Genomic DNA, 24,166 nt, shown 5'->3' on the forward strand with positions numbered 1-24,166 from the left:
CTATCAAACTATTGTATCGATAGCTGGAAATGACTTTTATCCAGACTCGAATAATCGTGAGAGCCCCGCCGGACGGGGCTTTCAGGCTCTCCGGACATCCGCCGGCGATGCCAAAAATGGGGGCGAATGGGCGTTCTGAACGGAGGTGCTCATGTCGATCGGCAGACCGATTTCCCGTCTTCTCGCGCTGTGCGGATGGCTGACGTGCGCGCTGTACGGCACGGTATACGCGCAGGGCGCCGACGCCGTCCTTGGCTATCACCGCTCTGACGACCGTAGCGGCCAATACGTCGTGCCGGGCCTGACGTGGGAAAGTGCAACGCACCTGCACCGCGACGAGGGCTTCGACGGCCGGGTCGACGGCCATGTCTACGCCCAGCCCCTCTACTGGCGCCCGCCAGGCTCCGCGAACGGGCTCTTGATCGTCGCGACGGAGGCGAACGTCGTCTATGCGCTCGATGCCGTGACCGGCCGCCCTGTCTGGCGCACCGCGCTCGGCACGCCGGCGCCGCGCTCCGCGTTGCCGTGCGGAAACATCGATCCGCTCGGCATCACGGGGACGCCGGTCATCGATCCGGCGAGCGGCGTGCTGTATCTCGACGCGTTGGTGGTTCGCCAGAACGGACTCGCGCATCTCGTGTACGCGTTGTCGTTAAAGGACGGATCAGTGCTGCCGGGCTGGCCGGTCGACGTCGCTGCGGGCCTGCGGGCGCGCGGCATGCCGTTCGCGTCGGACGTGCATAACCAGCGCGGCGCGCTGATGCTCGCCGATGGCCGGCTCTTCGTGCCCTACGGCGGCCATTGGGGCGATTGCGGGGACTATCACGGCTGGGTGGTCGGTCTGCGGCTCGACCAGCCTGGCGTGTTCGGCGCGTGGCGGACTCGCGCGAGCAAGGGCGGTATCTGGGCGCCGGGCGGAATCTCCGCCGCCGATGGCGCGCTGTTCGTCTCGACCGGCAACACCGAGGGCGCCTCGACGTGGAGCGACGGCGAAGCGGTGATCCGGCTCGCTCCCGATCTGCACCGGTCAGCGAACACGCGAGACGCGTTCGCGCCGCGCGACTGGCTCGAACTCGACGACCGCGATCTCGACCTTGGCGGCGCGAATCCCATGCCGGTCGAGCTGCACGGAAGACGCTTGATCGTCGCGCTGGGCAAAGACGGTAAGGCGTATCTGCTCGACCGCGACAACCTCGGCGGCATTGGCGGCGCGCTTGATGTCGCTCTGGTCGCGAGCCGGTCGATCCGTACCGGGCCGGCGTCCTTCCCCGCGCAGGACGGCGTATTCGTCGTGTTCCAAGGCGAGGGCGCCGCGTGTCCAGGCGGCGCGAGGACAGATGGCCTAATTGCGCTCGAAGTCCGCACGGAGGCTCGCGGTGGGATTGGCACTGCGTGGTGCGCGCAGGTGGACGGCGCCGGCAGCCCCATCTCGACGACCAGCGACGGCAGCGCCGATCGCATCGTGTGGATCGCGGGCGCGGAGGGCGACAACCGCCTGCATGGCTTTCGCGCCGACAATGGTCAGCCTGTGTTCGGCGGCGGCGGCGCGGACGAACGCATGCCGGGGCTGCGGCACTTCGTGACCGTGATGGCGGCGGGGCGGCGGCTTTATGTGGCGGGGGACGGGAGGGTTTATGCGTTTACGGCGAACTAGGCGGCCTGTGGTTTCGCCGCGTGCGCCAACGCTTCCAGTGCCACCCTTGCCAGAAAACCGCTACGAGTCTCATGACGGCCTTCGACGTAGGCGTCGATTTTGCGCAGAACAAAGCGCGGGATGCTGATATTGATGCGCTCGGGCTTTGAATCGAGCTTCGATAAATCGACGTCGACCAGTGCCCACACGACGCCCGCAAATTCGGGCTTTCCTGCCAGTTCTTCGACAGTCGAGCATGTAAACCCGACGTCTTCGCCGAGTTCCAGCAAGGTCGAAACGTGACCAATGATTGCCTCCTTTGCATTCCTGATTGCATCGTCGAGCGTGTCGCCCCACGAGTGGCAGCCCGGGATATCGGGAACGATGACGCCGTAGACGCTTCCTTCGTCTCGATGAATGGCAATCGGGAAATCCATGACCAGACCTCTGCTCCTTGTTGGTCTCGCATCGCGGTATTGCGAATACTGACGTGGTGTGTATTTTTACACACTTGTCGCGTGATCTGCAACGAGCGTGTGTGCTTTTGTGTGTCCCCGGGAAGTCGGGCATTGCAACGGTGAGGTTTTTCGGGAGCCTCCATCGAGCCTGCAAACCGCGCGAATGTTGGCCTCGCTCGCGACCCTTCGCCTTCTATGTCTCCGGTTCGCATCGGAACCGCTTCGCCCTTGTCGAATCCGCAAAATGTCCGGTCGAGTGGCGCGCCGCGCGTGAATGGCCGCGTGTCGGCGCGCTATCGAACGAACCCGCCGGCGAGGAGGAGAGCGATGACGAATAGAGTGTCCCAGCGTCCGCCAGACGCCGCCGCGTTCGATCGTTCCGGCGACAGCGTCGAAACGCCGGCGTCCAGCACGTCCGCCGCGTCCGCCAATTCCGCCACGCACGAAGGGCCGCGCAGCGAACCGCAGAGCGCCGCGTTCGCCGGTCTTTCCAGTGGTCTGGCGAAGGTTCGCGCGCAAGCGGGCGCGAAGCTCGCGCAGGTCGACGCCAAGCTGCTCGACGCATTCAAGCGCGCGCGCATGGGCGCGAAGCCGCGCGTCACGCACGCTCGCTCGGCGGTGAAGCGCTTTTTCGGCTTTCCTCGACCGTTGGGCACGCGTTTAAAGACGGGTTGGGATTACGGCAAAGGCGGCTACGCTCAGGATTACTCGTCATTCATGCGCCCGCGCCCATCGTCGCTGCTCTATCTGTATCCGCTCATGTCCGGCGTGAACACGGCGATGATGATGGCGAGTCTTGCGAGCGTCGGCGGCCTCGGCGGGTTCGGTCTGATGTCGGGTCTGCTCGGGATGGCGATGTCGGGTGGCATCGCCTACGCAGCGGGCCGCCGCCTCGGCGCGTCGCGGACGTCGTCCGAGCCGGACGAGGGACCGCAGGGCGACTACGCGCAGAAATTCGCATCGGCGTGGGAGCCGCGGGAGGAGGAGGGCGAATCGGACGCGTCAGCTGAGCCGTCGTCGGCACACCCAGCCACGACCAGCGACATCGAAACCCCGCGCCCCGCGCGCGTCAGCGCCTGGGGCAACAACGCGCCGTCGAGCGCATCTGCCGCAGAGTCCGACTCGAAAGCCAGCTGAGCCCCCTTCGCGCCGCGCCTAGCGTCACTGATCCAACCTCTCCGCCAGCGCAAACGGCACACTCTCCGCAAACAACTCGCGATCCCCCGTCGCGCTCGTCTGCGCGTTGAGCTGCAGCGCGAAGTTGATGCCGGGGCTGTGCGTGGTCGTCGTGCGTTCCTTGACCTTCAGCTCGACCGGCATCCACGAGCCCGCGTCGTTCAGAATGCGATCGATCCTGCCGTCGATCTGCGCGCGCTCGGCGCTCGCACCCTGCGCCGGCAATTGCGCCGCCATCGCCGAGAGCGCGTCGATCTGCTTGGCCGCGCTCTTCTTCATGCGGTAGCGGTGGAAGTAGGTCTGGTTCGGACGCCGGTTCGCCTTCACGTCGCCGAGGTGTTTGTCGAGCCGCTCCGCCGCGAGCAGGCGCGCATCCTTCTGCTGCGGCCACGGCTGGTTGTTGAGCGTCGCTTGCTGACGCTCGGCGCGCTGCTCGTCGAGCACCTGCTGCGAGAAGAGGTCGATCCATTGCTCGCGGCTCGCGTCGACCGCATGCGTGTAGGTCTCGGCGCTCGTGTACTCGGTATCGAACAAGCACGCTCGATGGGCGAGCGTGTTGCCCTCGCGGATGAGCGTCACTTTCGCGAGGCGGCTGTCGTCCTTGAACGTCGCCGTCACGGACGGCGCATCGAGCGACGTCACGCCGACCCCCACCGACGAATCATGCGACCCGATCGACTCCGTCAAGCTGGCCGTGCCGCTCAGACGCCCGAGCAGACGCGAGCCCGCGCCCACGCGATGCTGCTCGACGCGCAGCCGGCCGCTCTTGTCGTCGGAATCGAGGGTTTGCTTCGCCGTCTTCTCGTAGCCGATGCCGATGTTGACACCCGCGCGAACCGGCGAGCTGGCTGTCGGCACGAGCGCCGAGACGCCCGCGTCGGCCGACACGCCGCGCTTCACGGTGCGCGCGACGGTGTCGGTCCAGCTGATCGATACGTCGGGGTCGTCGAAGTAGCGATCGGCGAGGCGGTTCCAGGTGTCGCGCGAGGTGCCGGTGTGCGCCTGGGTGGACTCGTCGAAGACGTGGTCGATGATGCCTTCGAGCTTCGTGCGCATCGCCGTGTCGTCGTAGCCGGTGCCGTTCTGGTTCACGCGGCGCGCGACGCGCAGCGACACGCCGCTCGGCTCCGAGAGCTCCCGCGAATGCAATACGGCCTGCGTCGTGACGCCGGCGCGCAGCTTGGTCAGGCCGACGTCGAAGTCGTAGCCGACCAGCACGCCGGCGCCCGCGTGGAGCACGTTGGTTTTCGCGGTGCCGACGAACATCTCGACGCCGTGCGTCCCGCGGCTCAGTTCGACGACGGCTTCACGAGTCTTCGAGGCGCGCAAGTCGAGGCGCGGGGCGATCGGCACGGCGCCGGTGTGCAGCACCTTCGAGAGATTCGCCGACAAACCGCGCGTGCTGAAACCGACGCGCGTGCCGTCGGCGAGCCGCAGCCGCGAACTCGATTGCAGGTCGTGCGCTACGTCCTTGAGCGACTGACGCACGGTGTCGACATCGTCGGCTTGCACTTTGGCGTTATCGGGCCGCGCCCGTTGCTTCAGCGCATTGACCTGCGTCCAGAACGGCGAATCGGCGGGCACCTTGGCGACCTTGCCCCACGACGCGAGCCGCTCCAGATCGAACGAATGCTTGGCAATCGATTTGAACGGCTTGCTCTTGGCGAGCGTGTGCGGATCGGTCTGCGCCCAGCGCGCACTCTGCTCGCGCATGCGCTGCAGCGTGGCCGGCGAGCCGACGTCGCGCGCCTCGGTCTGATCGCAAAGCTGCTGTGCGCGCTGCGCGATCGCCTGTAGGTGTTCGGGCTCTAGCTTGCCGTTCGGGAAGCCGCCGGTCTCCAGCCACACGTGCATCGCCGCCAGTTCCGCGATCGACTGCTCGGGACGCGCATGCGACAGCGCCGCCGCCGGCCGCATCTCGGGACGCTCGAGGAGCGGCGGCAGTGCGTCGCGCATCGCTTGTTCGAGCGCGGCCTTTTCGCTGCCGATCGTCTTGCGCGGCACGCCTTGCGTGCCGTAGCGCAGCGCCGAGAGCGGCGAGCGCTCCTTGCCGAACAGGCGCGGCAGGAACGATTTCCAGCGGTTCTCGCCGACGCGGTTGATCGTCTTCGCCGAGAACTTGTTCAAACGCTCGCGGGCGAGCGAGAGTTCGGTGCCGCGTCCGTCTTCGCGGAAGTTCTGGCGCCACGCGAAGAATGCGCCTCGCTGGTCGGGCGTCAGCGCGTTGCGGCCGTGCGTCGTGAGCGTCGCGGCGGCGTGGTACGCCTGCCAGGCGAGCGGCGCTTGGCTCAGCGACGCGTTGGGCGGCGGCTCGTGGCGCGCGGCGACCGCGCCCGGCGACGGATCGGGACGCGCGCCCTGGCCGACCGGCGCGGGGTCGAGCGCGTCGGCGGTTTGCAGCATCATCTGCCGCGACAGCAGCACCGACGCGCTCTCGTTCGACGGCTGCCCGTGGTTGCGCAGATGTTCGAGCGCGTCGTAGCCGGCGTCGGTGCGCGCGAGCGTGCGGGCGACGAGCCACGCATGAGCGTCGATGGGCGAGTTCGAGCGCGCCGTGTCCATGTGCGCGAGGTCGAGCTGTTCGAGCGCGTCGAGGACCTGGGTGGCTTCGTGCGCGTTGCCGACGTTCGCTGCATGCAACGCCTGTCCGATCAGCGCGCCGCGCGTGGTCGGCGGCGAGCCCGCTTGCGCGCCGAGCGCGGCGAGGCGTTGCGAGAGCGCATCGGCGGCGGGCGGAGTGTTGGGCGTGTCGGGGAACTGATGGGAGACGTAGTCGGCGAGCGCCTGGTTGCCGCTCATCGCGTCGAGCGGGACGTGGGGCGTGACTTGGGTCGCCGTCGGCGTTGCGGTCTTGTCCGCTTCCGTGCTCGTGCGCGCGGTCTTCGAGAGCGCCGCGCGCGCCTCGTTCTCGGTCTTCTTGAGCGGCGTCGCGGCAGCCGTCGATATCGCGACGGGCTTTGCTTCGTAACGCTCGCCGCCCGATTTGAAATCGGCCGGTGCGAACGGCTTGCCGTGCAGGCTCGATTGCGACACCGCCGTGCTCACGTCGAACTTGCGCGTGCGCAAACGCTCGCCGGTGCGTGACATCGCGTTCGCCAAGCGTCCGAGCGCCGACTGCTCGACGAGCGGTCCGGTCGGCTGCGGGGCCGGCGGTTGGGGCGGCGTGTTTTGCGTCGCGGGTTGCTGCGGGTCGGGCTGCGTCGTGGGGACGATCCCGTGATTCGGTACGGCGTGGATATCCGACATGGCGTGGGGATTCAACGAGCGGCAGTTGAGTCCACGGTAAAAACCGAATGTGACGCCCCAAAGCGTCGTGCGAAGCGAGGTCAGCGAACGCGAAGCAGGCCCGCGCGCGGCGGCGCGGACGTCGTGTCGAGTGCTTCGGGACCATTCAGGCTGTTGAGATCGGCACGCACGCGCGCTTCGAAGCGCCGCGCGCCTTGCTCGCGCGCCAACTGCATCGCGCCGGCGAGCGTCGCGCGCACGGTCTCGACATCCTCCCCGCCCGAGCGCGCGAGCATCGCGATGAGGCGCAGCAGCGGGCCGACGGGCCAGCGCTCGCCGGTCCGCTCCGCGCGGCTCAACGCGCCGCGCAGGGTCGCGCCGAGCGACGCCGTGAAATCCGGCTTGTCGGTCAAATCGATGCGCGGCAAGAGCGTCGTCAAGAACGCGATATCGAGCAGATAGACGCGCTCGCGCGCAATGCGCTTTGCCGCGCTGCCGACGAGCCTTCGCGCCGCTTCATCGTCGCCGCGCCGCGCGTCGAGCCAAAGCTGGACGTCGAGCCCATAGCGCAGCCAGCGCCGCAGACCCGCCACTCGCGCGCGGCTGACGAGCGCCGCCGCGCACGATTCAGCGAGCGCGACGTCGTCGTCGACGGCCGCGAGCGCACAGGCGAAGCTGAGCGAGACGCAATAGGCGAGCGGTTCGCTGTCGTTGGCGGGCTCGCGCCGCATGGCGGGCAGCGGCGCCACCAACGGCTCGCCGGCGAACCAGCGCGAAGCGTCCAGCACCGCCCCCGCGATGACATGCAGCGAGAGGCCGTAGCTCGTCGCCATCGCATTGGCTTCGCGCGCGGCGTCTTTGTCGACCCGGCCCGCTGCGTCGTGGGCGAGCCCCGAGACCGGCGACAACAGGCGGATCGCGTGGTCGAAGCGGCCTTCGTAGGCGGTGACGATGCCGTCGATCCGTCGCGCGTTGACTTGCACCGCGGGCCAAAGGGATGCCGACGCGATCTCGCTGAAGGCGTCGCTCAATTGCCGGCAGCGGCGGATCTCGCCTGCGTCGAGCGCGCAGGTGACGAGACAGAACAGGGCGCGCACGCGATACGGCATGTCGGCGCAGATGTTCGCGAGTTCATAGGTGCGCTGCCAGCTTTCGACGATTTCCGCCGACGCGCCCTGTTCGTACATCAGCGCTCGCGCGAGCACGGCCGTGAGGCGCATTTCGTCGCGGATGCGCCTCACCGCCAGGGTGATGGCGCCGCCCGCCACGCAGGCGAGCGCCGCGCGCGCCCAGCGCACGTATTCGTCGACCAGCGACAGCGCGACCCACACCGTCGCCGAGTGATCGAGCAGCTCGGCGGCGAGCTCGGCCTTGTCGGCCGCGACCGCCCATTCGAGCGCGGCGCGCAAGGCGTCGATGTCGTGGCGGGTGTGCGAGGTCGCGGCGGCCAGGCCCGCGCCGAAGCGGCGCTCCATGTCGCGCGCGACGAACTGCGCATGGTGCGCCGCTGCCGCGGCGCTTTCGCGGTGGCGGTCGAGTGCGTCGAGCGCGAAGCGCCGCACGCTCTCGGGCAGCCGCATACGCAGCTCGCCGTCGCAATCGACCTCGTTGACGAGACCGGCATCGATCAGCATGCGCAGCCGGCCATGGAACGAGTGCGATTCCGATGGCTTGAGCGGGCCATAGAGGTGGCCGCCGAGCTCGGCGTCGTCGTTTTCGTCATGTTCGAACGCGCCCAGCACGTCTTGCGCCGCTTCGCGTGTGAATGCGCCCGTGAAGACGCCGAGCCGGCGCAGCATGGCGCGCGTCGCATCGTCGAGCGCGTCGTAGGGCAGATCGAGCATCGCTGCGACGATCGCGGCGCGTGGCAGCACGATGCGGCGCGCGCCGGTGCGGCGCGTCATCATCGCGTCGAGATCGTGCGCGAACGACGCGATCGCGCTTTCAGCCCTTTCGGCCCTTTCGACCGTTAGGCCCTGCCGCACGCGCGAGGCGATCGCCGCCGCGGCGAGTTCGATCGCGAACGGCACGCCGTCGAGACGCCGGCAGACGAGCGCGGCGGCCGCGATCGTGCCCTCCGCGAGCCCGGGCACGTAGAGCCGCGCTTCGTGGAGTCCGGCGCGCATGAGCAGTTGGTCGAGCCGCGCGAGGAGGAGGCGCATCGCGTCGCAATCCAGCGTCGCGGCGATGTCGCCGCCGCGCTCGGGCGGCACGGGTAACGGCGCGAGCGGCACGCACGCTTCGCCCGGGACGAAGAGCGGCGTTTCGCACGTGACGATCACGTGCACGCCACCGGTGGCGGCGACGAGTGCGTCCAGGGTTCGGGCCGCGGCTTCGTTCAACTGATCGCAATGGTCGGCGATCAGCAGGATGCGGCGCTCGCCGATCTGCGCGGCGAGGCTTGCCAGCTCGGCGAGCCGGGCGTTCGGCTCCAGGCCGACCGCCGCCGCGATCGCGCGCGCGACGCGGTCCGGATGCGCGAGCGAGCCCAGCGCCGCGCACACGCAGCCGTCGGGGAATTGCGCGGCGAGCCTGGCGGCGGCCTCGATCGCGAGCCGCGTCTTGCCGATGCCCGTCGCGCCCGTCAGCGTGACGAGACGGCGCGTCGGTACGAGTGCCAGCAGCTCGGACAGCTCGGCATGACGGCCGATGAACGGTGACGGATCGATCGCGTGTGCGCGCAGCGAGGCGGCGGCGCCGGCCGGTGCGAGCGTAGGGAGCGCGGCGGTCGTTGCCGGCATGTTGCTTGCCGGCGCGGTGGGCGCGAGCGCGGTCTCCGGCGTCTCGACGAAACGGATCTCGCCCGCGAACCGGTAGCCGCGGCCGGGGACGGTGACGATCAGGTCGCGGTCGGCGTCGAGCGCGCGCCGGATCGCCGAGATCTGCGCCTGCACAGTGTTCGCGTCGACCGTCGAACCGGGCCAGACGATCTCGCGCAGCTCGGCCGTCGACACGACGCGGCCGTTCGCGTCGAGCAGCGCCGCGAGCATCGCGAACGCGCGCGCGCCGAGCTCGATCACGGCGCCGTCGGCGATCAGAAGACCGACTTCGCGTGCGAGCCAGAAACGCGAAAACGCGATCATGCGTCCCGTGAGCCGCGGTAACGACATGGAGGGGATCTCCGGCGATTAGAAGGATGGCTTCGGATGGATTTCGGTCAGCCGGCAACGGTGGGTGCCGGACTGGCATAACGAATGGCTGTCGTCCAGTATTCGTCTGATTTATCCATTATCGCCCGAGAGCGAGACAGAAGTTTGGCGCTCGGAATCGCTATTGCCACTCGAGCGTCGAGTGGAGCCACGCGACGCCGTCGTTTTGCGGCACCGGCATTTCCGGCGCGATGCGCGTCTTCGAAAACAGATAGCTGTCGCCGGCGGGCAGACCGCGGTTGGGGCGCGGCTCGTAGCTTTTGACGAGACCCTCGCAGACGAAGCCGAGGCGCTTCATGCTGCTGTGCGACGCGCCGTCGACCGCGCAATACGCGAACACGCGAAACACGCCGGGCTGCTCGATCAGCCAATCGACGAGATCCTGCAGCGCGAACACGCCGGCGCGCCGCCGCCGCGCGCCGCCGCGCCGGCTGATGATGGCGCCGATCTCGATGCGCGGCAGCGCGGGCTTCAATTCGATCGTGCCGGTGAGCTGGCCCGTCTTGCGGCATTCGAGCGCGTAGCGGATCAGCGTGCCGTCGCGCCAGCCGCGCTCGGCGTCTTCGATATAGGCGGCGGTCTGATCGAGCGTCACGTGGCGCACGAACGGCAGGTCGCGCATGGTCTCGGGATCGTTGAGCATCTGCTCAAAGAGCGCCGGGGCGTCGGCTGCAGTGAACGGGCGCAGCAGGAGGTCCGGCGTTTCCATCGTATCGAGGGGTTTGAAGAACATGGCGGGGCGGGAGTGGCGGCGAGTTTGGGTAGCGTGCCTTATCGCCGCGTAGGTAGCGCGATGGGGTGCGAATCGGCGGGTGCGCGAGCGAAGCGGGCAGGGCGAGTGCGTAATCGACTCATGGTTTGAGTCGATTACGCACTTAATCGCCTCAAAGTTGACCTAAGCCGATTTTCGGTTCGCATGACACGCGTTCGTATCGCGACGCGGTTCCTTCAACCGCATGGAGTAACGTCGAGCCGTAACACCGCTACTTCGTCGTCGCGCTCGGCGTCTCGCCTTGCCGCCCCGCGCTCAACCCAGGAGTCCCTCGCCATGACCGGTCCCTCGTCGATCAGCCGTCCCACCACTTCGCCGGTGACGAGCACCGGTACGACATCGTCGACGAGCGCGGACACGAAAACGTCCACCACGGCCACGGCGCACGCCGGGCCCAAAGCCGATGCGGCGCTCGATGGGCTGGCCTCGAAAAATGAAAGCGGCGGCGCTAAGCGCGCGTCGTTTGCGACGTCGAAACCGGCTGATGGCACGTCGGGCACCTCGGCGTCGCAGTCCAGCCGGCTCGGCAGGCTCGGTCAGGTCGCGTCCGAGGCGTTCAAGGACACGACCGGCGTGGCATCAGCCGTCGAGAACGCGTTCAGCGGTCTGATGCAACTCGAACAGGCGCGCGCCAACGCGTTGGCCGAGCTGATGAAGAACGGCGCCAAGAATATCGAAGAAGCATCGAAGGGCTGAGCGTCAGCTCACGCCCGCAGCCACATATATTCCCCCGACGCGATCCCGTCGAACATCTCGTCATTCGATTCGACGATGTTCTGCCGCCAGTAGCGGCCATGCTCGGCGTAGTGCGCGAGCAAGTCGGCGAGCGACTCGCCCGAGAGGTCGCTGTCGAACGGCAGGCGCAGCACCAGCACGATGCCGCCGGTATCGGTGTCGACGCCCAGTTGCGCCTGGTCCTGCGCGTAGATCAGCAAATTCGCTTCGAGCATCAGGCGGAACACGACCAGCGTGCGGCCCGCCGTCACCGTGCCGAAGTGAAAGTTCGCGTACATCGCGTCGAGGTCGCGCTCGAAGTAGTCGAGGCGCACGTCGAAGCCCTCGACTTCGATCGAGCGCGTGCTCAGCACGTGCTCGACGTCGGCGAGTCCGACGGTTGCGCAAAGCTCCGTGATCAGTTGGGTATAGCGCTCGCTGCTCATGCTCGGCTTGGGTTGACGCAAGTACGTTGGCGCAGGTGCATACGTTGGATTCGCACTGACGCGAACGCACGCGCGCATGCATGCTGCATGCCGAAGAAAGTGCGACCGGCCCCGGCCTCGATCTTGCGTTGAAGCAGGTGCCGGCCGCGCCGCTTGCCGTTGCCGCCGGCGAGCGGCGGGTGCTTTACGCGCTTAGCTGCCGCGCGAAGCGTCCTTCACGTTGCTGGCGCCGCTCTTCGCGATGTTCGCAACCGACGCGTACATGCTCTGTTCGACTTGCATCTGCGCGCTCGCTTGCGTCATCTGATCCATTTCGCTCGTGAGACTCTGCATCTGCGCCATTGCTGCACCTGAAGTCATATCGATCTCCAATCGGGGGTTGATAAAAGTTGGCCTCTCGCGAGGCCTGCCGCTTCGCCGGCCGTCAGGGTGAAATAGCCGCCAAAAGAGCCTCGTGGTCCGGCGGCGGCGCGCTGTTGTTTCGCATGCCGCGCACCGAGTGCCGCGCGCGCGTTACACGCGCGATGCGGCCTGTTGTTCCTGAAGACGGACGATCACGCGCGACGCCGCGAGAAAGCCGCGATACAGCTTCGCCAGATCGTTGCGGGCGGTCTCGTTCGTGCCTTGCGTTTCGCTGATCGTCTGAGCGGTGGCGTCGAGCGCCGCGCGGATCGCGTCGACGCGCGCCGCGCCGTGCGGATCGGCGAGCGTCTTTTGCAGATCGTTGAAGTCCTTCGCGTAGGGTTCGAGTTGCTCGTACATGGTGATCTCCTCGTTGTAGGGGATGGCTCGGTTCGGGATGCCTCGGGTGCCTTGCGAGTGGCCTGCGCTTTCGCGGATCAGCCGCCGGCGCGCGCGCCGGGCGGCAGCGTCGCCGGGTCGGGGAGCGGCACGCCGCCGTCGATGCCGGCGCTGCGGCTGACGGTTGCGCGATCGGCGCTCGCCGCGTTGGCGGGTGCTGCGCTCGGACTCGCGTTTGCGCTCGCTGCGCCGGATGCACCCGACGCACCGTTCGCCTGCGCCGCCCCGCTCGCGGCGGCATCGGACGCAGCCGCAGGCGGATCGACGGCGTAGATATGTTTGACGCCGTCGGGCGTCTGCGCATAGCGCACGTCGTCCGACGAGATCATTTCCGAGTACGTCGACCCAGCGCCGCCGCCAGGCGGCGTATCGCTGCTCGAGCTCGCCTCCTTCGCCTGCACAGCGATGGTCTTGACGTTCGCGTCGAGGTCGGCGCGCACGCGTGCGAGCGCGTTGTCGAGGTCGGTGCGGCTCGACACGGTGCCCGTCACGGCGAACGCGCCGCCGCCGAGATAGCTGACGTGCGCGCCCGCGACGCCGAGCGAATCTTCGATGCTGCGCGCGTCGTCCTGCGCGATGTCGTAGTTGCGCGTGATGCCCGTCGGCGAGATGCGGTCGAGCAGCGTGCGCACGGCTTGGTCTTCGGCGCGGCTCGCGAGCATGCCCGTCACGACGACGGTGCCGCCCAGCGCCTGCGCGTGCAAGCCGCCCACGTGCGCGGCGGCGAGCGCTTCGGTGACGCGCTGCGCGCGGTCGTCGGCGTTGCGCGGGAGCGCGGCGCGGCTCATTTGCATCGTCGTCAGAAGCGAGCCGGCGACGATCAGCGCGCCGACCGCAAAGCAGACCGCCACCGCGCCCACGTAGCGTTTGCGCTTCTTGCGCTCTTCAGCGACGCGCGCTTCGGCGGGCCGCGTGAGCAAGGTCGACAGCAGATCGAGGTCGGACGGCCACACGGCGTCGTCGGGGCCGACGCACAGGATGGTCTCGTCGAACTGCATCGGCACGAAGTCGACGAGCAGCACGACTTCGTCGCCTTCGTGCTGCGCGCTTTGTGTGTCCTGCGCGTCCGCCTGGCCTTCCGCCGCTGCCGGCACGGTTTCCGGCGCTGCCGGCGCGGCCGCGCGCTGCGCGCTCACGACGCCGCTCGCATCGATGTGCAGCAGCGCATGCGTGCCGCGCCAGTCGGTGAGGCGGATGTCGGCGTCATCGTCGGCGCCGATGCGATGCGTGCCGGGCGCAAGTTGCAATTGCGCTCCCGCATGCATGCCCGTCAGTATCCGCAGCAGTTTCATCGTGCTCGCCGAAAGTGGAAGGAAAGGCCCGCCGGCAAGCAGCGCTTCTCGCGCGCTTTTGCCGGTTTGCTTACTGTAGGTGTTCGATCGATGGCGTTTCTGTGAGGATGCGAAGGCGGCGCGTGGCATGCGAAGCCTTGCGCCGTGGCGTTTGCGGCGCTAGCGGCGCGGGCTGCCGGAGAACGCGCTCTTCGGCGCGAGGGCGGATTGAGGAGCGGCGGCGTGGCCGGAAGCGTCCGATGACGTCGATTCACCGCTCGCCGTCACACCCGAACCGGAGGCCGCCGCAGCCGCTGCGCGCCCGAGCACGCCGCCGCGCAGCGTGAAGAGCGTGTCGATCGCACGCGTGCGCTGCGGCGCCGTCGACGGCTTATCGCCATGCAGCCATAGCAGCGGAAAGAGCAGGTTGAAGCGCTGCACACGCTCGGGCGGCGGCAGACGCGCCACGCCGCCGCCGCTTTGACCCTCCGTGCGCCGCTCGCGCAGCGGCGATAGCCCGACCGGGGGTAACGGCCCGATGCGCTGCTGCACCGAGAGCAAATCGATCGACTGCTCGAACACCTGCGCATCGAGCGGCATCTGCGGATTCGCCGCGAGCTTGTCGAGCAGCGCGAGCATGTCGCCGCACCATGCGTCGCGCACCGCCGCGCCGCGCGCGCCTTCCTGCCCCGGCTCCGAATACTGCGCGGCGACCGCATCGAGACGCCCCGCCGGCGGCGGCACGACCGTGCCGCTCGCACGCGCTTTGACGGACGGAACGGCGCTGTCCGCGTGGTCGTCCGAATGATCGTCGTGCGACTGCCCGCCGCCGCGTCCGCCGCCGTCGCGCGTCACGCGCTGATGCTCGGCGTGTTGCGCGTCGGCTTCGTCGGGACCGTCGTCCTGCATCGACGCGCCGTTCCTGCGCTGCTTCTTCGCGGCCTGACGCTTGCGCGCGAGCTGCTCGGCCATCCGCTTCGCGCGGATCGAGCCGACCGTCGGACCGCTTTGACCGCTGTTGCCGTACGTGAAGTTGGTCGTGCCGCGATAGAGTGCCGCGAACTGCGCGCCGTTGCGCGCGCCTTGCGCGTTGGCGCTCTTTTGCTGGGCCTGGGCGGTCCGTTGCGCGTTGGCGGCGGCGGTATCGCCTGCGGAGTGCGAGATGCGGCTCATGTCAGTCCTGGAGCATCACAACGGCACCGCCGCCTGCATGATTTCGTTCGCGAAGTGCAGGATCGCGGCGCACGAGAACGGCGCGGCGATCACGAGCGCGACCGTCACGGCGATGAGCTTGACCGCGTGCGAGAGCGTCTGATCCTGCATCGACGTGATCGCCTGCAGGAACGACACGCCGAGCCCGACCACCGCCGCGACGATCACGATCGGCAGCGACACGGTCAGGCACAGCAGCATGCCTTGCGTGGTGAAGCGGACCAGCGTATCGACATCCATCGCAATGTTCCCCCGTTATTTGTAGGTCATCACGAGGCCGTGGATCAGCGTCGACCAGCCGTCCATCACGACGAACAGCAGCAGCTTGAACGGAATCGCGACGTTGGTCGGCGTGACTTGGTTGAGGCCCATCGCGAGCAGCACGTTCGCGATGATCAGGTCGACGACGATGAACGCGATGTAGAGCAGAAAGCCGATCTTGAACGCCTCGGTGAGCTCGGTCAGCGTGAAAGCGGGTGCGAGCACGATCAGGTCGTTTTCCTTCAGTTCGCTCGCTTGCTCCTTCGGCCACACCACCGACGCCGAGCGCAGGAAGAAGCGCTTCTCGCGCTCCTGCGTGTGCTTGACGAGGAACGCGCGGAACGGCTCGCGCGCCGCGCCGAACGCCTGGATCAGCGCCTGCGACGGCTGCGAAGCGAGCTGCTGGCCTTCGAGCGTCTTGCCGGCCTGCATGCCGATCGGCGCCATCACGTAGATCGACACGAGCACGGCGATGCCGTTGAGCACCATGTTCGGCGGCACCTGCTGCACGCCGAGCGCGTTGCGCAACAGCCCGAGCACCACGACGATCTTCGCGTACGACGTCACCACCATCGCGACGAACGGCAACAGGCTGATCGCGACGACGACGAGCAGCAGCCCGGTAATGTCATTGAACTGGACCATGCCTGTGCGCCATGCGGATGATGCGGATGCCGAGGTGTTCGCCGACCGTGACGAGTTCGCCATAGCCGATGGTCTGTCCGTGCGCGACGAGCTTGAGCTGCGCTTCGGCGACGGGCACGGGCAATTCGACGACGTAGCCCGGGCCGAGCGCCGAGAGCTGCGCGAGCGGCAGCGCGACGGTGTCGATCTCGAACTGCACCGGGAGTTCGAGTTCGCCGACGTGGATGGGGTACCCGTCGCCGGCCGCGTCATCTGACGCGCCGCCGGGGTCTCCGGATTGATCGGTGGCGAGCCCGGCGTCGGCGCTCACCGGGTCCAGCTCTTCGGACATGTTCGGCTCCTTGACGATGACGAGCGAGTGCCCGTCGATTTCCACCGCGGCGTAAAGACGTGTGAGACCGGGCGTTCCCCACGCGGCGACGGCGCGCGGCCGTGCTTCCGGGGAAGCACCGGCGCTCGACAACAGCGTGGTGTCGAATGATGGAAAGACGCCGCGCAGCAGCACGTCGCCGGGTTCGAGTGCGGCGAGCGTGTCGACCGCGATTGCTTTCGTGCCGACGATCAGGCGGCCGGGCACGACGAGACCAGGCTGCCACGCTTGCCATTCGCGGCGCTTGGCCGCGACGGCGGCGGCAGGGCCGGCGCGCAGCAGGGCGTCGAGCGCGTCGTAGCACGGCGGCTCGGCGAGCAGCGTGAAGGCGTGGTGGCGTGCTTGAAGGGTGAACGACAGCGCGACGAACGGCGCGTTGTGCGGCTGAGCGTGTTTCGCGCGCTGCGGATCGTGCTGCAATTCGTTGAGGCGGCGACGCCGCACGGAGATGACGCGCGGGTCCTTGAAGCCGAAGCGGGCGAGCTGTTCGAGCAACGGTTCGAGCAGCACGCCGGCCACGGCGTTGCGCAAGGCGATGTCCGCGGAGGTCATGCTCGCGGCGGGCTGCGGTGCATTCCCGGGCGACGCCGGCGCATTCCTTTCGGGCCACGCGGCAATCGCGAGCGACGGATACGCGTCCAAGTCGAGCGCGAGATGAAGCGTGCCGCGGCTCGTGCCCGTGGGCATGGCAATGGACAGTTCGACCACGGCCGGGTCTGCCGCGTCGAGCGCGGACGGTTGGCTGCCCCGCGTATCGACGAGTTCGACGCGGAAATCCTCGATGCCTAGCGTGGCGTGCGCATGCGCCGCAAGCCGCGTATCGCCGATCGTTCGCGCGATGCGCGCGGCCGTGCGATCGATCGCGCGCGGGCGCAGCGGCACGACCAATCGCGCGAGCCGCGCGAGCGGCTCGGTGCGTGCATCGTCTGCGGTCGTCGGTTCGGCGATCGGATAGATCATGCGTCAGGGTCTGTTTACGTAGCTCACCAGACGGTGAGTTCGATATCGCGCGCTTCGCCCCACGCACGCAGCATGGTGTCGAGCTCCCGCTCGAGCAAAGCACTATGGTCCAAGAGTAGTTGCTTGGTCGCGATATCCGGCGTGTCGAACCGAAGCTGGAGACTGAAACGCGAAAGCGTCAGATAGAGCGTCGTGTGCGGCAGCAGCTTCGGGTCGAGCGGCAACTGCACTTCCCAATTGCCCGCTTCGGCAATCGACGGGTCGCCGCAGAAGCCGCCGATCTCGCGCGCGAGCGAGCCGAGCAATTGCAAGAAGCGCTGTTGCTGCTGATAGACCGCCGAGACGACCGGCGCTGCCGCGTGGGTGACACGGGCGCGCAGTGCTTGACGCTCGGGCGATGCGGCGGCGGCTGCGGCTTCGCTCGCCGCATCGGATTGCGCGCTGGGTTCCGGTTCGCTGTCCCACATCGCGATGCCGTTCGAAGCGGCATCGCCCGCGCCGGGCGACGAAGCGGCGGCGGACTCATCGTCTTCGTCGTGCGAAGCCTCCGCGGCGTGCGAGTTCGAACCGCCGCCGCCTTGGTGCTCGGCGTCGCTCGTCAGGCGATGTGGTGCGCGGCGGCGTCCGAGCAGCGACGCGTAGTCGAATTTGCGTCCGCGTGACCGCGCGTTCGATGCGGCATCGGCTTGGGCATCGCCGTCGTTTTCGTTCGGGATGATGCGCAGATGGCGCGAACCGATGTGCGTCATGGCGTGAACCGGCCTCAGATCGACACGCGGCCAAGCGGCCGCAGTTCGACATGCTCGCCTAGCTCCTGATACGAATACACGGCGAGCCAGCCGAGCCGCGCTTCGATCATTCGCCGCACGTAGCGCCGAATATCCATCGACGTGACGAGCGCGACGCCCTCGCGCGGCGACGCGCCGACGAACGACTGGATCTTGTCGATCAACAGCGTCGACTCGTCGGGCGGCAGGGCGAGGAAGTTGCCAGTGGGCGTCTGCTTGATCGCCTGCCGGATGTGCTGCTCGACGGGCATGTCGAACAGCACCGCCGACAGCGTGCGCTCGCCGCGCGCGGCGCGATGCGCGAGAAAGCGCGAGAGGTCGCCGCGCACGTACTCCGTGAGCATCAGCATGTCCTTCTCTTTCGGGCCCCACGTGATGAGGCTTTCCATGATCGTGCGGACGTTGCGGATCGAGATCTGTTCTTCGAGGAGACGCCGCAGCACGTCGGCGATCCGCTGCGGCGGCAGCACCTTCTGCACTTCGGCGACGAGGCCCGGGTAGTCGCTCGCCAACTGATCGAGAATCCACTGCACTTCCTGAATGCCGAGAAAGAGCGGCGCGTGCTGGCGCATCAGCGAGACCGACGCGTGTGCGATCACCTGTTCGGCACGCCACACGGGTGTTTTGGCGGGCACGGAGCGTTCTTCGAGCCAATGTGTCGGGGCGCCGCTGGCGTCGATCGATGCGCCCGCTTCGCTTTGCGCGATGAGCGCGGCCAGCGCGTCGGCTTCTTCGCTCGAAGGCGCCGTGCCGGCGCGAGAGGCGGCGGTCAACGGCACCATCACCTTGCCCACGGGCAATTCGAACGATCGCTGCGGCACGTCGTGCACGAGGATTTCGCAGGTCGCGGGCGGCAGCGCGCCATGCGTCCACATCGTGATGCCCGGAAACGGCAAGCCGAGTTCTTCCTGAAGACGCGCGCGTTCGGCTTCGAACGACTTGTCGAGAGCGGGCATCGTGAGCCGCGCGACGAGATCCGGCGCGATCCGCACGCCGAGCGGGCACGCGAACTGCGGCGCGCGCGTGAGAATGGCCGGCACGTCGATCTTCGCGCCCGAGCGCTGCATCGCATGCAGCGATTCGCGCTCGTGACTTTGCTGCTGCGGCCGCTTCACGTTCAAGCGATAGGCGGCGAAGGCGAGCGAGGCCGAGAGCAGCGCGAACAGCGCGGCCGGAAAGCCGGGCACCGCGGCGAAGCCGAGCAGCAGCACCGCCGCGAAGTACAGCGCGCGCGAGCTGGAGCCGAGCTGGCGGCCGATCTCGTCGCCAAGCGATCCCTGCTTGGCCTGCCGTTCATCGGACACGCGCGTGATCATCACGCCGGCCGCCACCGACAACAGCAGCGACGGAATCTGCGACACCATCGCATCGCCGATCGACAGAATCGAAAAGCGGTTCGCCGCGTCGCCCGCGCTCATGCCGTGGTACGCCACGCCCACCGCGATACCGGCGACGATGTTGATCGCCGTGATGATGAGGCCCGCGATCGCATCGCCTTTGACGAACTTCATCGCGCCGTCCATGCTGCCGTGCAGCTGGCTCTCGACTGCGAGCGTCGCGCGCTTCTTCTTGGCTTCCTCGGCGGTGAGCAGATTCGCGCGCAAGTCGGCGTCGATGCTCATCTGCTTGCCGGGCAGCGCGTCGAGCGTGAAGCGCGCGCCGACTTCGGCCACGCGCTCCGAGCCCTTCGCGATCACGATGAACTGCACGGTCGTGATGATGACGAACACCACGAGCCCGACGACGAGATTGCCGCCCACCACGAGCTTGCCGAAGCTCTCGATGATGTTGCCGGCCTCGGCGTGCAGCAGGATCGATTTGGTCGACGCGATGTTCAGCGACAGCCGGTACAACGTGGTGAACAACAGCAGCGAGGGAAACGCCGACAGCGACACCGCGTTGGGCACATACATCGTCACCATCAAGAGCGTCACGCTGATCGTGATGTTGATGCTGAGCAGTATGTCGATGAGCCAGGGCGGCAGCGGCAGGATCATCAGCGAGATGATCGCGACGATCAGCGCGGCGATCCCGAATTCGCCGCCGGCGGGCAGTTTCAGCGTCTTGAACATGGAGGTCCTGGGCAGCGGATGTCAGTGAAGCGTCGGAGGCGCGGCGCTGTCATTGCCGCTGCCGTTATCGAGCTGGGTTTGTGGCGAGGTAGCATCGCGCCGCGCACCGATCGCATCGACCCAGCGCAGGATCGCGGCCACCGTCTCGAACAGCTCCTCGGGAATCGGCTGATCGACGCCGACCTTGTAAAGCGCGCGCGCCACGGGCGGATTGCCGATGATCGGCACGCCCGCGTCGCGCGCGGCGCGCCGCAATTGCGCGGCGCTTTCGTCCATGCCCTTCGCGATCACGCGCGGCAGCGGGTGCTCGTCAGGCGCGTAGCGCACCGCGACCGCGTAGTGCGTCGGGTTCACCACCATCATGTTCGCGAGCCCGACCTTCGCGGGCGGCGGCGCGGTGGCGAGCTCGCGCGCGAGCCGCTTGCGCTCGCCCTTGATGTGCGGGTCGCCTTCCTGGTTCTTGTGTTCGCGCTTCACTTCGTCCTTGGACATCTTCATCTTCTTCAAGAACATGAAGCTTTGCAGCTTGACGTCGGCGGCGCCCGCGAGGACGAACACGGCGGCGGCCACCATGAAGAGCTTCCCCAGCATCTCCCAGAACATCTTCGCGAGTTCGGGCAGCGGCTGATAGAGCGAGCCGACGATCAGCGGAAACAGCCACTTGATCGTCACCCACATCACGCTGAACACGATCGCTGCTTTGACGATCATCTTCGCCATGTCGATCAGCGTCTTGATCGAGAAGATGCGCTTCAGGCCGGCCATCGGACTCACGGCTTTCGGGTCCGGCGTGACGGGCTTGGTCGCGATCTGAAAGCCGACCTGGCCGATCGACGCCGCGATCGCCGCGAGCGCGGCCGCGCACACGCACGGCACCACCACCGACAGCGCGACGCCGCCGAGCTTGTAAAGCTGCGTATTCATGTTGGTCAGCGAATGGTCGCCGTCGACGAAGCCCGTGGCGATGTTGACCACTTCGCGCATGGCGTCGCTGAATTTGCTCGCGCCGCCGATCAACAGCAGCATCACCGCCGACATCGAGATCGCGTCGACGAGATCGCTGCTCTTCGACACCTGGCCTTCCTTGCGGGCGTCGCGCAGCTTTTTGTCTGTTGGCTCTTCGGTTTTGTCGTCGCTCATGCTCTCGCCCGGTTCGCTTGCGTCACCTCGTTTGACGATAGCGCGGGAGTTCCGCGCGAGCGTTGTGGGAGGCGAAGTGGGCGAACGCGGAGCGAAGTGTGTCGACACGTAACTGAGCGGCTGCGGCGCGGAAAACGGTAAGCGCACCGCAGACCCTCAGGGGCATCCAGGAGTGTTCCAGTACACTGTGCCCCTCACGCGCAGGGGTGTGTCCTACAAGCTCGAAGTCGTGGTTCGAGAGCGCGACTACACAGTGTTGCACTTTGTCTATCGGCGCTAGGCATGGAAACCGTTTTTGTTCGTTCGACACCCGCCGACACGCTGGCGACCGCTTGCCCGAACTGGGATGGCGAAGGATTCACGATGACGTGCGCGGTGAGCTATCCGCGCAAGTTACCGCAGCAACCTCAAGCGCCACTGCGCGACGCGATCGACGATCAGTTTGGCCTGAGTCCGCAGTCCTTCCTGATTACCGCGGGTACGTTGAGTTTGTCGCTCGATGCAGACAATAAACTCGTCGCATTCGACTTCTACACGAACGCATCCGATTGGCGTGCCGCTGCGCTCGAGCCGGTGGAGGCTTCCCAAAGTGTGCTTCGCTTTTCCGCACCTTTCGACGAGTTCGGGCGAGTGGGCGAAGCGAGGGAGGCCGACGTGTTCTATGACGCAAGAACAGGGACGATTTGCCTGTCATGGGGCACTGTGAATGATTGGCACTTGCTCGCCGCCAACCTATCGATTGGATTGGCAACGGACGGTCGCTTGATGCAGATCCGCGTAGACGGTTTATCCGTACCGGAGCAAGACCGTACTCGCTCGCCGGGTGCAGCCGGTTGGTTAGGCGCTGCGCGGCGGCTGTTCGGCAGGCGCTGAGTCACTAAAATCGTATCGCTGGCGCTGTGCGCCAGCATCTTCGCATCCGTCGCGCTCGCTTCGCATCGCGCGTCTCGCGCCCTCATACCGGTTGCTATGGTTCAGCCATCTCATCGTGGCCCGCCGCGTGCTCGACCGTGCGGCGCGGCCGCGTCCACCGTCTCATCGAGGAGCCCAACGAGATGACCGCCAGCACGCCGGAATACCTGAATTGCAGCCCCGATCTCGTCGGCGGCTTGATCGAAACCGTGTCGACCGCCTTGCTCGGCACGTTCCCGAAGGTGCAAGCCGATCCGTACGACATCGAGCTCGTGCTCGACGCGCTGCGCGTGCTGCGTCCGCGCGTCGCTGAGATCGACACGCTCGACGGCATCCTGCACATGGTGCGCGGCCACTGGGACGACGCGATCCACGTGCTGCGCCAGGTCGGCGAGAACGTGCCGCGCTTCGGCTACGCGAAAGCGTTGCTCGCGTTCTGCCTCTCGGCGAAGGGCGACCCGGACTGGAAGCAGTGCGCGGCCGAAGCCATGGAGATCAATCCGAACCGCGACACGAAGCAGCTCGTGGCCGCGCTCGAAGCGCGCGAGGACCTGCTCAACGCGATGCGCGCGGCGCGCAGCAGCGGCAAATTCGTGACGCCGGCTTCGTGCGACAAGCTCGCGGAATTCGACGTGCCGGCGGACGAGACCGAAGAGGCCGCGCCGGCTGCTGCTCAGTCGACCGCTGCATCGCCTGCATCGGCCCCGGTCGCCGCGGCAATGCCGATGGGCACGTTCCTGCGCGCGTAACGCGCCGCTCTCGTCGTTTCGTAGCTCAAGGAGCCGTTCATGACCGATCCCGTCAGCACATCCGCTTCCGCCATGCAGGCTTCGCTCGACCAGCTTTCCAAGGGCGCGGCGAATCCGGCGGAAACGCCGACGCAGCTTGCCGACAAGTTTCAGTCCCTGATGCAGAAAGCGCCGATGGCCGCGCCCGCGGCGCCGGCCGACGACGGCACGGCGGTCGCGTCGAAGCTCGTCGCCTCGCAGGACGCCGAACTGCAGCACACGGTCAACGACGCGCTCGATCTCGCCAACCAAGCCCCCACGCTGACGATGAACGAGATGACCGCGCAGACCATCCATATGACGCTCGAGCTCGCGAGCACGCAGCTCGATCTCGAAGCGAAGATGGGCGTGGTGGACTCGTCGAAATCGGCCATCGAAACGCTGATGAAGAACCAATGACGTACGCCGCCGTGCCGCGCGTCGTTTTGCGATACCGCATGAGGCTTACCGATGCTTGAGCGACGCCTGTCGATCCGCCGCGGCCGCGGCCCCTTGCTGTGCGCGCTCGTTCTTTGCGTGCTGCTCGCCGGCTGCAAGAAGGAGCTGTACGGCAACCTGTCCGAGCAGGACGTCAACGAGATGCTCGTCGCGCTCCTGGAGCGTGGCGTCGACGCGTCGAAGGATTCGCCCGACGCCGGCAAGACCTGGTCGCTCGACGTCGACGACGGCCAAATGGTGCGCGCGATGCAAGTGCTGCGCGCGCGGGGCCTGCCGCACAACAAGTTCGACGACCTCGGCGACCTCTTCAAGAAGGACGGCCTGGTTTCGACGCCCACGGAAGAGCGCGTGCGCTTCGTCTACGGGATGCAGCAGGAGCTGTCGTCGACGCTCTCGAAGATCGACGGCGTGCTCGTCGCGCGCGTGCAGATCGTGCTGCCCAACAACGATCCGCTCGCGCAGACGATCAAGCCGTCGTCGGCGGCGGTGTTCATCAAGTACCGGCCCGATTCCGACATCGGCGCGCTCGTGCCGCAGATCAAGACGCTCGTCATGCACAGCGTCGAAGGGCTCACCTATGACCAGGTCAGCGTAACGGCGGTCCCGGCCGATCCGGTCGAGATCGCGCAACTGGCGCCGGCGCGCGGCATTCCGGCTTGGCTGTATGGCGTGTTCGCGGGCGTGGCGCTGTTGGTGGGCACAGCCCTTTATGTGCTCGCGCGGCGCGGTGTGCTTGCCGTGCATCTGAAGCCTTCCGCTGATGGTGCAGCAGGCGGCGACGATGCGCCCGGCGGCAAGCTCGGCGCGCTGCTCGCGCGCTTGCGGCGCATGCGCACCGCAGGCTGACGGCCGATGCTCGAACAATGAATGACGACCCCCACGCTCACTATCGTTCGCTGCCCCCCGAGGGGGCGGATGCCTCCCTTGGGGCGGCC

The 24,166-nt window shown here is 67.4% G+C and carries 22 protein-coding genes; 7 read left to right on the forward strand and 15 right to left on the reverse strand.

All coding sequences use genetic code 11. The features are described from left to right. The first annotated feature begins 151 nt into the window (after nt 1-151). Nucleotides 152-1,654: a PQQ-binding-like beta-propeller repeat protein gene (locus tag AAHK20_RS29860; RefSeq protein ID WP_449185106.1), complete on the forward strand. Its 1,503-nt coding sequence runs from the start codon at nt 152-154 to the stop codon at nt 1,652-1,654. Here the strand turns inward: AAHK20_RS29860 and AAHK20_RS29865 are convergent. Then, complete coding sequence (locus tag AAHK20_RS29865) at nt 1,651-2,070, reverse strand: type II toxin-antitoxin system HicB family antitoxin (RefSeq protein ID WP_449185107.1); 420 nt, start codon at nt 2,068-2,070, stop codon at nt 1,651-1,653. The genes AAHK20_RS29860 and AAHK20_RS29865 overlap by 4 nt on opposite strands. A 348-nt stretch (nt 2,071-2,418) precedes the next feature. Here AAHK20_RS29865 and AAHK20_RS29870 point away from each other — a divergent pair, with 348 nt between their 5' ends. Next, nucleotides 2,419-3,228, forward strand: coding sequence for a hypothetical protein (locus tag AAHK20_RS29870; protein WP_449185108.1), 810 nt, complete (start codon nt 2,419-2,421; stop codon nt 3,226-3,228). A 24-nt stretch (nt 3,229-3,252) separates the two neighbouring features. On the opposite strand, the gene AAHK20_RS29875 is transcribed toward AAHK20_RS29870, so the two are convergent. From AAHK20_RS29875 to AAHK20_RS29885, 3 genes are all read right to left on the reverse strand, one after another. Next, complete coding sequence (locus tag AAHK20_RS29875; protein ID WP_449185109.1) at nt 3,253-6,513, reverse strand: autotransporter; 3,261 nt, start codon at nt 6,511-6,513, stop codon at nt 3,253-3,255. 80 nt (nt 6,514-6,593) lie between these two features. Beyond that, nucleotides 6,594-9,602 carry an ATP-binding protein gene (locus AAHK20_RS29880; RefSeq protein ID WP_449185110.1) on the reverse strand — a complete coding sequence of 1,003 codons (3,009 nt, stop codon included), beginning with the start codon at nt 9,600-9,602 and terminating at the stop codon, nt 6,594-6,596. 160 nt (nt 9,603-9,762) lie between these two features. After that, nucleotides 9,763-10,374 (reverse strand): GNAT family N-acetyltransferase, encoded by a 612-nt coding sequence (locus tag AAHK20_RS29885; RefSeq protein WP_449185111.1) that lies wholly within the window; start codon nt 10,372-10,374, stop codon nt 9,763-9,765. 315 nt (nt 10,375-10,689) lie between these two features. Between AAHK20_RS29885 and AAHK20_RS29890 the strand changes: the two genes are divergently transcribed. Further along, on the forward strand, nt 10,690-11,109 hold the full coding sequence (locus AAHK20_RS29890; RefSeq protein ID WP_449185112.1) for a hypothetical protein: 420 nt from the start codon (nt 10,690-10,692) through the stop codon (nt 11,107-11,109). Between the two features lie 8 nt (nt 11,110-11,117). Here the strand turns inward: AAHK20_RS29890 and AAHK20_RS29895 are convergent, their stop codons facing one another. The 11 genes from AAHK20_RS29895 to sctU form a co-directional block, all read right to left on the reverse strand. Beyond that, on the reverse strand, nt 11,118-11,573 hold the full coding sequence (locus tag AAHK20_RS29895; RefSeq protein ID WP_449185113.1) for a CesT family type III secretion system chaperone: 456 nt from the start codon (nt 11,571-11,573) through the stop codon (nt 11,118-11,120). 192 nt (nt 11,574-11,765) lie between these two features. Then, complete coding sequence (locus tag AAHK20_RS29900; protein ID WP_449185114.1) at nt 11,766-11,933, reverse strand: hypothetical protein; 168 nt, start codon at nt 11,931-11,933, stop codon at nt 11,766-11,768. 153 nt (nt 11,934-12,086) lie between these two features. Then, nucleotides 12,087-12,335, reverse strand: coding sequence for a type III secretion protein (locus AAHK20_RS29905; protein WP_449185115.1), 249 nt, complete (start codon nt 12,333-12,335; stop codon nt 12,087-12,089). A gap of 77 nt (nt 12,336-12,412) precedes the next feature. After that, the gene (locus AAHK20_RS29910) at nt 12,413-13,666 is read right to left on the reverse strand and encodes a type III secretion protein (protein ID WP_449185116.1); all 1,254 of its coding nucleotides are present in this window, start codon (nt 13,664-13,666) and stop codon (nt 12,413-12,415) included. Nucleotides 13,667-13,825: 159 nt separating this feature from the next. Further along, the gene (locus tag AAHK20_RS29915; protein ID WP_449185117.1) at nt 13,826-14,818 is read right to left on the reverse strand and encodes a hypothetical protein; all 993 of its coding nucleotides are present in this window, start codon (nt 14,816-14,818) and stop codon (nt 13,826-13,828) included. A 15-nt stretch (nt 14,819-14,833) separates the two neighbouring features. Further along, nucleotides 14,834-15,097, reverse strand: a complete 264-nt coding sequence (sctS, locus tag AAHK20_RS29920; RefSeq protein ID WP_449185118.1) for a type III secretion system export apparatus subunit SctS — start codon at nt 15,095-15,097, stop codon at nt 14,834-14,836. A 15-nt stretch (nt 15,098-15,112) separates the two neighbouring features. Beyond that, a complete protein-coding gene (sctR, locus tag AAHK20_RS29925; protein ID WP_449185119.1) occupies nt 15,113-15,763 on the reverse strand; it encodes a type III secretion system export apparatus subunit SctR in 651 nt (216 codons plus the stop codon). Next, nucleotides 15,747-17,093: a type III secretion system cytoplasmic ring protein SctQ gene (sctQ, locus tag AAHK20_RS29930; protein WP_449185120.1), complete on the reverse strand. Its 1,347-nt coding sequence runs from the start codon at nt 17,091-17,093 to the stop codon at nt 15,747-15,749. Before sctQ ends, sctR begins: the two co-directional genes overlap by 17 nt. A 23-nt stretch (nt 17,094-17,116) precedes the next feature. Then, complete coding sequence (sctP, locus tag AAHK20_RS29935) at nt 17,117-17,842, reverse strand: type III secretion system protein SctP (protein WP_449185121.1); 726 nt, start codon at nt 17,840-17,842, stop codon at nt 17,117-17,119. Between the two features lie 14 nt (nt 17,843-17,856). Continuing rightward, complete coding sequence (gene sctV / locus AAHK20_RS29940) at nt 17,857-19,953, reverse strand: type III secretion system export apparatus subunit SctV (protein WP_449185122.1); 2,097 nt, start codon at nt 19,951-19,953, stop codon at nt 17,857-17,859. 21 nt (nt 19,954-19,974) lie between these two features. Further along, nucleotides 19,975-21,093, reverse strand: a complete 1,119-nt coding sequence (gene sctU, locus AAHK20_RS29945) for a type III secretion system export apparatus subunit SctU (RefSeq protein WP_449185123.1) — start codon at nt 21,091-21,093, stop codon at nt 19,975-19,977. Between the two features lie 282 nt (nt 21,094-21,375). Here sctU and AAHK20_RS29950 point away from each other — a divergent pair, with 282 nt between their 5' ends. The 4 genes from AAHK20_RS29950 to sctJ all read left to right on the forward strand — a co-directional run bounded on the left by AAHK20_RS29950 (nt 21,376) and on the right by sctJ (nt 24,077). Continuing rightward, nucleotides 21,376-21,966, forward strand: coding sequence for a hypothetical protein (locus tag AAHK20_RS29950; RefSeq protein WP_449185124.1), 591 nt, complete (start codon nt 21,376-21,378; stop codon nt 21,964-21,966). Between the two features lie 182 nt (nt 21,967-22,148). Beyond that, nucleotides 22,149-22,754: an HrpB1 family type III secretion system apparatus protein gene (locus tag AAHK20_RS29955; protein WP_449185125.1), complete on the forward strand. Its 606-nt coding sequence runs from the start codon at nt 22,149-22,151 to the stop codon at nt 22,752-22,754. A gap of 39 nt (nt 22,755-22,793) precedes the next feature. Further along, nucleotides 22,794-23,192 (forward strand): type III secretion protein HrpB2, encoded by a 399-nt coding sequence (locus AAHK20_RS29960; protein WP_449185126.1) that lies wholly within the window; start codon nt 22,794-22,796, stop codon nt 23,190-23,192. Nucleotides 23,193-23,243: 51 nt separating this feature from the next. Further along, nucleotides 23,244-24,077, forward strand: a complete 834-nt coding sequence (gene sctJ / locus AAHK20_RS29965; protein ID WP_449185127.1) for a type III secretion system inner membrane ring lipoprotein SctJ — start codon at nt 23,244-23,246, stop codon at nt 24,075-24,077. Nucleotides 24,078-24,166: the final 89 nt, after the last annotated feature.

The sequence above is a fragment of the Trinickia camelliae genome (assembly GCF_053525655.1).